This is a genomic window from uncultured Azohydromonas sp. (genome assembly GCF_937926365.1).
Taxonomy (GTDB): domain Bacteria; phylum Pseudomonadota; class Gammaproteobacteria; order Burkholderiales; family Burkholderiaceae_C; genus Azohydromonas.
In genome coordinates this window covers 1-10,992 of the sequence record NZ_CALAOH010000253.1, presented here as the reverse complement: position 1 = coordinate 10,992, position 10,992 = coordinate 1, and the positions used below count along the sequence as shown (strand labels likewise).

Genomic DNA, 10,992 nt, shown 5'->3' with positions numbered 1-10,992 from the left:
CCGCGAGCGCGCCGGCTTCGAGGTGCGCGACGTGCACCCGACGCACTACGGCCGCGTGTGCCCGATCGAAACGCCTGAAGGTCCGAACATCGGCCTGATCAACTCGCTGGCCCTGTACGCGCAGCTCAACGAATACGGCTTCCTGGAGACGCCGTACCGTCGCGTGGAAAACGGCCGCGTCACCGACCAGATCGACTACCTGTCCGCCATCCAGGAAGGCAAGTACGTCATCGCCCAGGCCAACGCCACGTTGGACGAGAACGGCCAGCTGGTGGACGAGCTGGTGTCGGCGCGCGAGAAGGGCGAGTCGGTGCTGCTGTCGCCCGAGCGCGTGCAGTACATGGACGTGGCGCCGGCGCAGATCGTGTCGGTGGCGGCCTCGCTGGTGCCCTTCCTGGAGCACGACGACGCCAACCGCGCACTGATGGGCGCCAACATGCAGCGCCAGGCCGTGCCGACGCTGCGTCCGGAAAAGGCCTTCGTCGGCACGGGCGTGGAGCGCGTGGCGGCCAAGGATTCCGGCACCGTGGTGGCTGCCCGCCGTGGCGGCGTGGTGGACTACGTCGACTCCAACCGCATCGTGATCCGCGTCAACGACGAGGAGACGGTGGCCGGTGAGGTCGGTGTGGACATCTACAACCTCATCAAGTACCAGCGTTCCAACCAGAACACGAACATCCACCAGCGTCCCATCGTGCGGCGCGGCGACAAGGTGGCGGCCGAGGACATCATTGCCGACGGCGCCTCCACCGACATCGGCGAGCTCGCGCTGGGCCAGAACATGCTGGTCGCGTTCATGCCCTGGAACGGCTACAACTTCGAGGACTCGATCCTGATCTCGGAGCGTGTGGTCGCCGAGGACCGCTACACCTCGATCCACATCGAGGAGCTGGTGGTGATGGCCCGCGACACCAAGCTGGGCTCCGAGGAAATCACGCGCGACATCCCCAACCTGTCCGAGCAGCAGCTGGCTCGCTTGGACGAGTCGGGCATCGTCTACATCGGCGCCGAGGTCGGCCCGGGCGACGTGCTGGTGGGCAAGGTCACGCCGAAGGGCGAGACCACGCTGACGCCGGAAGAGAAGCTGCTGCGCGCGATCTTCGGCGAGAAGGCCTCCGACGTGAAGGACACGTCGCTGCGCGTGGACCAGGGCACCAGCGGCACCGTCATCGACGTGCAGGTGTTCACCCGCGAGGGCATCCAGCGCGACAAGCGCGCTCAGCAGATCATTGATGATGAGCTGAAGCGTTTCCGTCTGGACCTCAACGACCAGCTGCGCATCGTCGAGGCCGATGCCTTCGACCGTATCGAGAAGCTGCTGGTGGGCCGAGTGGCCAACGGCGGTCCGCAGAAAATCGCCAAGGGCACCGTGCTGACCAAGGAGTACCTCTCGGGCGTCGAGAAGTACCACTGGTTCGACGTGCGACCAGCTGAAGAGGACATCGCCAACCAGCTGGAGTCGATCAAGAACTCGCTGGAGCAGACGCGACACAGCTTCGATCTCGCGTTCGAAGAGAAGCGCAAGAAGCTCACGCAGGGCGACGAGCTGCCCGCGGGCGTGCTCAAGATGGTCAAGGTGTACCTGGCCGTCAAGCGCCGTTTGCAGCCTGGCGACAAGATGGCCGGCCGTCACGGCAACAAGGGCGTGGTGTCCAAGATCGTTCCGATCGAGGACATGCCTTACATGGCCGACGGCACCCCTGCCGACATCGTGCTCAACCCGCTGGGCGTGCCTTCGCGCATGAACGTGGGCCAGGTGCTGGAAGTGCACCTGGGCTGGGCCGGCAAGGGCTTGGGCCAGCGTCTGGGCGACATGCTGCAGCAGCAGGCCAAGGTGGCGGAGCTGCGCCAGTTCCTGGATCAGCTCTACAACCAGTCCGGCGGCAAGACCGAGAAGCTCGACCACCTCAGCGACGACGAAATCGTGGAGATGGCGCAGAACCTCTCCAAGGGCGTGCCTTTCGCCACCCCGGTGTTCGACGGTGCCAAGGAGGAAGAGATCCGCGGCATGCTGCACTTGGCCTACCCGGACGACATCGCGGCGCGCAAGGGCCTCACGCCCACGCGCACGCAGGCCTATCTGTGCGACGGTCGCACCGGCGAGCAGTTCGAGCGCCCGGTGACCGTGGGCTACATGCACGTGCTCAAGCTGCACCACCTGGTGGACGACAAGATGCACGCCCGCTCCACGGGTCCGTACTCGCTGGTGACGCAGCAGCCGCTGGGCGGCAAGGCCCAGTTCGGTGGCCAGCGCTTCGGTGAGATGGAAGTGTGGGCGCTGGAGGCCTATGGCGCGAGCTATGTGCTGCAGGAGATGTTGACCGTGAAGTCTGACGACGTGAACGGCCGCACCAAGGTCTACGAGAACATCGTCAAGGGCGAGCACTCGATCGAGGCGGGCATGCCCGAGTCGTTCAACGTGCTGGTCAAGGAAATCCGTTCGCTCGGCATCGACATCGAGCTCGAGCGCAACTAAGGAACGGACAAGGAGTTAGGCATGAAGGGACTTTTGGACCTTTTCAAGCAGTTCACCCCGGATGAACACTTCGACGCGATCAAGATCGGGCTGGCGTCGCCCGAGAAGATCCGCTCGTGGTCCTTCGGCGAGGTGAAGAAGCCCGAGACCATCAACTACCGCACCTTCAAGCCCGAGCGTGACGGCCTGTTCTGCGCCAAGATCTTTGGCCCGATCAAGGACTACGAGTGCCTGTGCGGCAAGTACAAGCGCCTGAAGCACCGCGGCGTGATCTGCGAGAAGTGCGGCGTCGAGGTCACGCAGACCAAGGTGCGCCGCGACCGCATGGGGCACATCGACCTGGCCGCGCCCTGCGCGCACATCTGGTTCCTGAAGTCGCTGCCGTCGCGTCTGGGCCTGGTGCTGGACATGACGCTGCGCGACATTGAGCGCGTGCTGTACTTCGAAGCGTATGTCGTGGTCGATCCCGGCATGACCCCGCTGAAGAAGTTCTCGATCCTCTCCGAGGACCAATACGAGGTCGAGCGCGACAAGCACGGTGACGAGTTCATCGCGCTCATGGGCGCCGAGGGCATCAAGCAGCTGCTCGAGGAGATGGACCTCGACGTCGAGATCGAGAAGCTGCGCGGCGACATGACCGGCTCGGAGCTCAAGGTCAAGAAGAACTCCAAGCGCCTGAAGGTGATGGAGGCCTTCAAGAAGTCGGGCATCAAGCCGAACTGGATGGTGCTGGACGTGCTGCCGGTGCTGCCGCCGGACCTGCGTCCGCTGGTGCCGCTGGACGGCGGCCGCTTCGCGACCTCCGACCTCAACGACCTCTACCGTCGCGTCATCAACCGCAACAACCGCCTGGCGCGGCTGCTGGAGCTCAAGGCGCCCGAGATCATCGTGCGCAACGAGAAGCGCATGCTGCAGGAGGCGGTGGACTCGCTGCTGGACAACGGCCGCCGCGGCAAGGCGATGACGGGCGCGAACAAGCGCGCGCTGAAGTCGCTGGCCGACATGATCAAGGGCAAGAGCGGCCGCTTCCGCCAGAACCTGCTGGGCAAGCGCGTGGACTACTCGGGCCGTTCCGTGATCACGGTGGGCCCGACGCTCAAGCTGCACCAGTGCGGACTGCCCAAGCTGATGGCGCTGGAGCTGTTCAAGCCCTTCATCTTCTCGCGCCTGGAGGCGATGGGCATCGCCACCACCATCAAGGCGGCGAAGAAGGAAGTCGAATCCGGCACGCCGGTGGTGTGGGACATCCTCGAAGAGGTGATCAAGGAGCATCCGGTGATGCTCAACCGCGCCCCCACGCTGCACCGTCTGGGCATCCAGGCCTTCGAGCCGGTGCTGATCGAGGGCAAGGCGATCCAGTTGCACCCGCTGGTGTGCGCAGCCTTCAACGCCGACTTCGACGGCGACCAGATGGCTGTGCACGTGCCGCTGTCCATTGAGGCGCAGATGGAAGCCCGCACCCTGATGCTGGCCTCCAACAACGTGCTGTTCCCGGCCAACGGCGAGCCCTCCATCGTGCCGTCGCAGGACGTGGTGCTGGGCCTGTACTACGCCACCCGCGAGCGCACCAACGGCAAGGGCGAGGGCCTGATCTTCTCCGACGTGCCCGAGGTGCAGCGCGCGCTGGACAACGGCGTGGTGGAGATCACCGCCAAGATCAGCGTGCGCCTCACCGAGTGGACGAAGGACAAGGACTCGGGCGAGTTCACGCCCGAGACCAAGCTCGTCGAGACCACGGTGGGCCGCGCGCTGCTGTCGGAGATCCTGCCCAAGGGGCTGCCCTTCAGCAACATGAACAAGGCGCTGAAGAAGAAGGAGATCTCGCGTCTGATCAACGCCTCCTTCCGCAAGTGCGGCCTGAAGGAGACGGTGGTGTTTGCCGACAAGCTGCTGCAGTCAGGCTTCCGCCTGGCCACGCGCGCGGGCATCTCCATCGCCATCGACGACATGCTGGTGCCGAAGGAAAAGCACGGCCTGATCGAACGCGCGGAGCGCGAGGTCAAGGAGATCGAGCAGCAGTACGTCTCGGGTCTCGTGACTGCCGGCGAGCGCTACAACAAGGTCGTGGACATCTGGGGCAAGACCGGCGACGAAGTTGGCAAGGTCATGATGAGCCAGTTGGCCAAGCAGAAGGTCATGGACCGCAACGGCAACGAGGTGGACCAGGAGTCGTTCAACTCCATCTATATGATGGCCGACTCCGGCGCGCGGGGCTCCGCCGCCCAGATCCGCCAGCTCGCGGGCATGCGCGGCCTGATGGCCAAGCCGGACGGCTCGATCATCGAGACGCCCATCACCGCGAACTTCCGCGAAGGCCTGAACGTTCTGCAGTACTTCATCTCCACGCACGGCGCCCGTAAGGGCCTGGCGGATACGGCGCTGAAGACGGCGAACTCCGGCTACCTGACGCGCCGTTTGGTGGACGTGACGCAGGATCTGGTGGTCACCGAGGACGACTGCGCTACCGAGCACGGTATCGCCATGCGTGCGCTGGTCGAAGGTGGTGAAGTCATCGAGTCGCTGCGCGACCGCATCCTGGGCCGTGTCGCGGCCGTGGAAGTGGTGCACCCTGAGACGCAGGAAGTGCTGGTTCCGGCGGGCAGCATGCTCGACGAGGACGCGCTGGACGCCATCGAGGGCGCCGGCGCCGACGAAGTCAAGGTGCGCACGCCGCTGACCTGCGCCACGCGCTTCGGCCTGTGCGCCAAGTGCTACGGCCGTGACCTGGGCCGTGGCGGCCTGGTCAACGTCGGCGAGGCCGTGGGCGTGATCGCCGCGCAGTCGATTGGTGAGCCGGGCACGCAGCTGACGATGCGTACCTTCCACATCGGTGGCGCGGCCTCGCGTGCGGCGGTGGCCTCCAGCGTGGAAGCCAAGTCGGACGGCATCATCGGCTTCAACCCGACGATGCGCTACGTGACCAACGGCAAGGGCGAGCTGGTGGTGATTTCGCGTTCGGGCGAGATCGTCATCTCCGACCAGCATGGCCGCGAGCGCGAGCGCCACAAGGTGCCGTACGGGGCGACGCTGAACGTCAAGGCGGACCAGACCATCAAAGCTGGCACCGTCCTGGCGAACTGGGACCCGCTGACCCGCCCGATCATCACGGAATTCGCCGGCAAGGCGAGGTTCGAGAACGTCGAGGAAGGCGTGACGGTGGCCAAGCAGGTGGACGAGGTCACCGGCCTGTCCACGCTGGTGGTGATCGACCCGAAGCGCCGTGGCGCCGCCAAGGTGGTGCGTCCGCAGGTGAAGCTGCTCGACGCCATGGGCCAGGAAGTCAAGATCCCCGGCACCGACCACTCGGTGACGATCGGCTTCCAGGTCGGCGCGCTGATCCAGGTGCGCGACGGCCAGGACCTGGCGCCTGGTGAAGTGCTGGCGCGTATCCCGGTGGAAGGCCAGAAGACCCGCGACATTACCGGCGGTCTGCCGCGTGTGGCGGAGCTCTTCGAAGCCCGGTCACCCAAGGACAAGGGCATCCTGGCCGAGATCACCGGCACGGTGTCCTTCGGCAAGGAGACCAAGGGCAAGGTGCGCCTGCAGATCACCGATCCGGACGGCAAGGTCTACGAGGAACTGGTCCCCAAGGACAAGAACATCCTCGTGCACGAAGGCCAGGTGGTGAACAAGGGCGAGTCCATCGTGGACGGTCCGGCCGATCCGCAGGACATCCTGCGCCTGCTGGGTGTGGAAGAGCTGGCACGCTACATCGTCGACGAGGTGCAGGACGTCTACCGTCTGCAGGGCGTGAAGATCAACGACAAGCACATCGAGGTGATCGTTCGCCAGATGCTGCGCCGCGTGCAGATCGTCAACCCGGGTGAGAGCTCCTACATCGCCGGCGAGCAGGTGGAGCGCTCCGAGCTGCTCGATACCAACGACAAGCTGCGTGCCGAGAACAAGGTGCCCGCGACCTACGCCGACGTGCTGCTGGGCATCACGAAGGCGTCGCTGTCCACCGACTCCTTCATCTCCGCCGCCTCGTTCCAGGAGACGACGCGGGTGCTCACCGAGGCTGCCATCATGGGCAAGCGCGACGAGCTGCGCGGTCTCAAGGAGAACGTCATCGTCGGCCGCCTCATCCCGGCGGGCACCGGCATGGCGTATCACCAGGCGCGCAAGGCCAAGGAGGACATGGACGAGAACGAGCGCCGCGCCATTGCGATGCAGGAAGCGCAAGAGCTCGCCGCCGTGCAGCTGGCCCACGTGGACGAGGGCGAAACCCCGGCCGCGCCGTCCGGTGAAGGTCAGGGCTGAGCAGCTTCGGGCTGACTCTCCAGCAAAAGGCGGCTTCGGCCGCCTTTTTCATTGCCGGCGCGGCGGGCTCTTCAGCCCGGCGCTGCCGTTGTCTCCAGCGACCACTGCGCTGGTGTGAGGATCAGCAGCCCGCGCTCGCGGGCGCGGCGCCGCAGCTTCAGCAGGGCGCGGTCACGGCTCACCAGCCAGCGTGCGCTATGTGCGAGCGCGACGGCCAGGAACTTCTGGTCATCGCCGTCGGTGCAGCGCAGACCGGGCGGCGGTGGTGCGTCGGCAGGCGGCTCCACCAGGCAAGTCAGTTGTTGCCAGGTCTCCCAGAGCGGTCCGGCGTCGGCCTGTGGACGGCTGCGCAGGCCGCGAGCCAACACGTGTTCGAGTTCATCACGCAGCGCCGACGTCACGATCCAGCGGCAATGGCCGGCGCGGATGGCTTGCCCCAGCCGCTGCATCGACGGGTCGCCGAAGAGCAGCCAGTCCAGTACGGCGTTGCTGTCCAGCACGGCGGCCGGGATTTCTCCGTTCCTGGTGTGCGCCGTCCGCGGCAGGGCGTGGCCCGCGGTGATGGGAAAGGACGGCGCAGACAGTGTGTCGGACATGGCAAAGGCTTCTGGAACGGGCGGGAAGAGGCGGTTGGCGAGGCCGCGGGCCAGGGCGTGCAGATCTCACATGCAGAGACTGGTAGCGGCTTGTGGACAACTTGCACACAGCTAGATGCTCGGACTATAATCGCCGGCTTTTCGGCAGACCCTGCTGCGCTCTTTGTCGGGCGGCTCACCGCGAACACTTTGCGGCTTCGGGCCCGTCTCCAGAACTTGGAGTGCTCGGCCTCTTCCGGAAGAACAAGACGCCATCGCCCACTGCGACGCCTAACCCCAGGTTAGGCCGTTGTGGTGGGTGGTGGCGCAGGTGTGACTTCAAACGGGAACAAGTCCTATGCCAACCATCAACCAACTCGTGCGCTACGGTCGCGAGACCGAGCCCACGAAGTCCAAGTCGCCTGCCATGCAGGGCGGCCCGCAGCGCCGTGGCGTCTGCACCCGCGTCTACACGACGACCCCCAAGAAGCCGAACTCGGCGCTGCGTAAGGTCGCCAAGGTGCGCCTGACCAACGGTTTCGAGGTCATCTCCTACATCGGCGGTGAAGGCCACAACCTGCAAGAGCACTCGGTGGTGCTCGTGCGTGGCGGCCGCGTGAAGGACCTTCCGGGCGTGCGCTACCACATCGTGCGCGGCTCGCTGGACCTGCAGGGCGTCAAGGACCGCAAGCAATCGCGCTCGAAGTACGGCGCCAAGCGGCCCAAGAAGTAATCGGGGTCCGTCAATTGCCGGGATGGCGGTCGAAAAGGCCGTTGCCGGGCGTGTCGCGGTTGTCCTGAAATCCTGAGTGAAGTCAGGCGGCCGAGTAAGTGGAGTGCCGGTGAGCGGTCTCCGCGGCAGGCAGCAAGCAGTCAACACAGCGCCTGCCAGCTGAAGTCAAAGGAATAGAAATGCCACGTCGTCGCGAAGTACCCAAGCGCGAGATCCTGCCCGATCCGAAGTTCGGCTCGGTCGATCTGTCCAAGTTCATGAACGTCGTCATGGAGTCCGGCAAGAAGGCCGTGGCCGAGCGCATCATCTACGGCGCGCTGGAGCAGGTCGAGAAGAAGGCCGGCAAAGACCCGCTGGAGGTCTTCATGATCGCGCTGAACAACGTCAAGCCGATGGTCGAGGTGAAATCCCGCCGCGTTGGCGGTGCGAACTACCAAGTTCCCGTGGAAGTTCGCCCCGTGCGCCGCGTGGCCCTGGCCATGCGCTGGCTCAAGGATTCGGCCCGCAAGCGTGGCGAGAAGTCCATGGCGGCGCGTCTGGCAAACGAACTGCTGGAAGCTAGCGAAGGCCGTGGCGGCGCCATGAAGAAGCGTGACGAAGTGCACCGCATGGCCGAAGCCAACAAGGCCTTCTCGCACTTCCGCTTCTAAACTCGTCTGTTCCGGCCGCCCAAGGGTTAGTACCAACCCGCGGGCGGCCCCTGTATTTGGAGTGACACCATGTCCCGCAAGACCCCCATCGAGCGCTACCGCAACATCGGTATCTCGGCGCACATCGATGCCGGCAAGACGACCACGACCGAGCGGATCCTGTTCTACACGGGCGTGAACCACAAGATCGGTGAAGTCCACGACGGCGCTGCCACCATGGACTGGATGGAGCAGGAGCAGGAGCGGGGCATCACCATCACCTCCGCTGCGACCACCTGCTTCTGGAAGGGCATGGACCTGTCCTATCCGGAGCATCGTTTCAACATCATCGACACCCCGGGCCACGTGGACTTCACCATCGAGGTGGAGCGTTCCATGCGCGTGCTCGACGGCGCCTGCATGGTGTACTGCGCCGTGGGTGGCGTGCAGCCGCAGTCCGAGACCGTCTGGCGCCAGGCCAACAAGTACAAGGTGCCGCGCCTGGCCTTCGTCAACAAGATGGACCGCACCGGCGCCAACTTCTTCAAGGTCTATGACCAGATGAAGACGCGCCTGAAGGCCAACCCCGTGCCTATCGTCGTGCCCATCGGTGCCGAGGAAAACTTCAAGGGCGTGGTGGACCTGCTCAAGATGAAGGCCATCATTTGGGACGAGGCCTCGCAAGGCATGAAGTTCGACTACGCCGACATCCCGGCGGACCTCGAGGCCGACTGCCAGAAGTGGCGCGAGAACATGATCGAGGCCGCTGCCGAGTCGTCCGAGGAACTGATGAACAAGTACCTCGAGACGGGCGAGCTGACCGAGGCCGAGATCAAGCAGGGTCTGCGTGCGCGCACCATCGCCACCGAGATCCAGCCGATGCTGTGCGGCACCGCGTTCAAGAACAAGGGCGTGCAGCGCATGCTCGACGCCGTCATCGACTTCCTGCCGTCGCCGGTGGATATCCCGCCCGTGGCCGGTACGGACGAGGACGACAAGGAAGTCACCCGCAAGGCTGACGACAACGAGAAGTTCGCCGCGCTGGCGTTCAAGCTGATGACCGACCCCTATGTCGGCCAGTTGACCTTCGTGCGCGTGTACTCGGGCGTGCTGAAGTCGGGCGACACCGTCTACAACCCGATCAAGGGCAAGAAGGAGCGCATCGGCCGCATCCTGCAGATGCATGCCAACCAGCGCGAAGAGATCAAGGAAATTCTGGCCGGCGACATTGCCGCCTGCGTGGGCCTGAAGGAAGTCACCACGGGCGAGACCCTGTGCGACCCTGAAGCCATCGTCACGCTGGAAAAGATGGTCTTCCCCGAGCCCGTGATCGCGCAGGCCGTGGAGCCCAAGACCAAGGCTGACCAGGAGAAGATGGGCATCGCCCTGAGCCGCCTGGCCGCCGAAGACCCCTCGTTCCGCGTCAAGACGGACGAAGAGTCGGGCCAGACCATCATCTCCGGCATGGGCGAGCTGCACCTGGAGATCATCGTCGACCGCATGAAGCGCGAGTTCGGCGTGGAAGCCAACGTCGGCAAGCCGCAGGTGGCCTACCGCGAGACCATCCGCAAGAAGGCCGAGGACGTCGAAGGCAAGTTCGTGCGTCAGTCCGGCGGTAAGGGCCAGTACGGCCACGTGGTGTTCACGGTCGAGCCTCAGGAGCCGGGCAAGGGCTTCGAGTTCGTCGACGCCATCAAGGGCGGTGTGGTGCCGCGTGAGTACATCCCGGCGGTGGAAAAGGGCGTCATCGACACCCTGCCGAACGGCGTGCTGGCCGGCTACCCGGTGGTGGACGTGAAGGTCACGCTGACCTTCGGTTCGTACCACGAAGTGGACTCGTCGGAAAACGCCTTCAAGATGGCCGCCTCGATGGGCTTCAAGGAAGCCTGCCGCAAGGCCAGCCCGGTGATCCTGGAGCCGATGATGGCCGTCGAGGTGGAAACGCCCGAGGACTACGCCGGCTCCGTGATGGGCGACCTGTCGTCCCGTCGCGGCATGGTGCAGGGCATGGACGACATGGTCGGCGGCGGCAAGATCATCAAGGCGGAAGTACCGCTGTCCGAGATGTTCGGCTACTCGACCACGCTGCGCTCGATGTCGCAGGGCCGTGCCACGTACACCATGGAGTTCAAGCACTACGCTGAAGCTCCGAAGAACGTGGCCGACGCCATCATCACCGCTCGCGGCAAGTAAGCCGAGCCGGTGTGTGGGTGTGCCTTGCGGCGCGCCCTTCAAGCCTGCGGCGCGGCTCCGGCCGCGCCCAAAGAATTCAAGCCGGTCTCCGGTGGGTGCACCGTCTGCTGCCAGTGGCAGGGGGGG

General features: G+C 65.1%; 6 protein-coding genes. 5 read left to right on the top strand and 1 reads right to left on the bottom strand.

Going from position 1 to position 10,992, the window contains the following annotated elements:
- Together rpoB and rpoC are read left to right on the top strand one after the other, a co-directional pair.
- Nucleotides 1–2,476, top strand: a 2,476-nt coding sequence (gene rpoB / locus Q0741_RS28050) for a DNA-directed RNA polymerase subunit beta (protein WP_298236487.1), incomplete at its 5' end; no start/stop codon positions are given.
- A gap of 21 nt (nt 2,477–2,497) precedes the next feature.
- Complete coding sequence (rpoC, locus tag Q0741_RS28045) at nt 2,498–6,736, top strand: DNA-directed RNA polymerase subunit beta' (protein ID WP_298236486.1); 4,239 nt, start codon at nt 2,498–2,500, stop codon at nt 6,734–6,736.
- A 71-nt stretch (nt 6,737–6,807) separates the two neighbouring features.
- On the opposite strand, the gene Q0741_RS28040 is transcribed toward rpoC, so the two are convergent.
- The gene (locus Q0741_RS28040) at nt 6,808–7,332 is read right to left on the bottom strand and encodes a putative toxin-antitoxin system toxin component, PIN family (RefSeq protein WP_298236485.1); all 525 of its coding nucleotides are present in this window, start codon (nt 7,330–7,332) and stop codon (nt 6,808–6,810) included.
- A 337-nt stretch (nt 7,333–7,669) separates the two neighbouring features.
- Between Q0741_RS28040 and rpsL the strand changes: the two genes are divergently transcribed.
- The 3 genes from rpsL to fusA all read left to right on the top strand — a co-directional run bounded on the left by rpsL (nt 7,670) and on the right by fusA (nt 10,866).
- Nucleotides 7,670–8,044 (top strand): 30S ribosomal protein S12, encoded by a 375-nt coding sequence (gene rpsL / locus Q0741_RS28035; protein WP_169158628.1) that lies wholly within the window; start codon nt 7,670–7,672, stop codon nt 8,042–8,044.
- 179 nt (nt 8,045–8,223) lie between these two features.
- A complete protein-coding gene (rpsG, locus tag Q0741_RS28030) occupies nt 8,224–8,694 on the top strand; it encodes a 30S ribosomal protein S7 (protein WP_028998896.1) in 471 nt (156 codons plus the stop codon).
- Nucleotides 8,695–8,763: 69 nt separating this feature from the next.
- Nucleotides 8,764–10,866: an elongation factor G gene (gene fusA, locus Q0741_RS28025; RefSeq protein ID WP_298236484.1), complete on the top strand. Its 2,103-nt coding sequence runs from the start codon at nt 8,764–8,766 to the stop codon at nt 10,864–10,866.
- The last annotated feature ends 126 nt before the right edge of the window (nt 10,867–10,992 follow it).

Bases quoted from the DNA above. Each gene is read 5' to 3' on its own strand.
- fusA (WP_298236484.1), top strand. From the start codon at position 8,764: ATGTCCCGCAAGACCCCCATCGAGCGCTACCGCAACATCGGTATCTCG.
- rpoC (WP_298236486.1), top strand. From the start codon at position 2,498: ATGAAGGGACTTTTGGACCTTTTCAAGCAGTTCACCCCGGATGAACAC.
- Q0741_RS28040 (WP_298236485.1), bottom strand. From the start codon at position 7,332: ATGTCCGACACACTGTCTGCGCCGTCCTTTCCCATCACCGCGGGCCAC.
- rpsL (WP_169158628.1), top strand. From the start codon at position 7,670: ATGCCAACCATCAACCAACTCGTGCGCTACGGTCGCGAGACCGAGCCC.
- rpsG (WP_028998896.1), top strand. From the start codon at position 8,224: ATGCCACGTCGTCGCGAAGTACCCAAGCGCGAGATCCTGCCCGATCCG.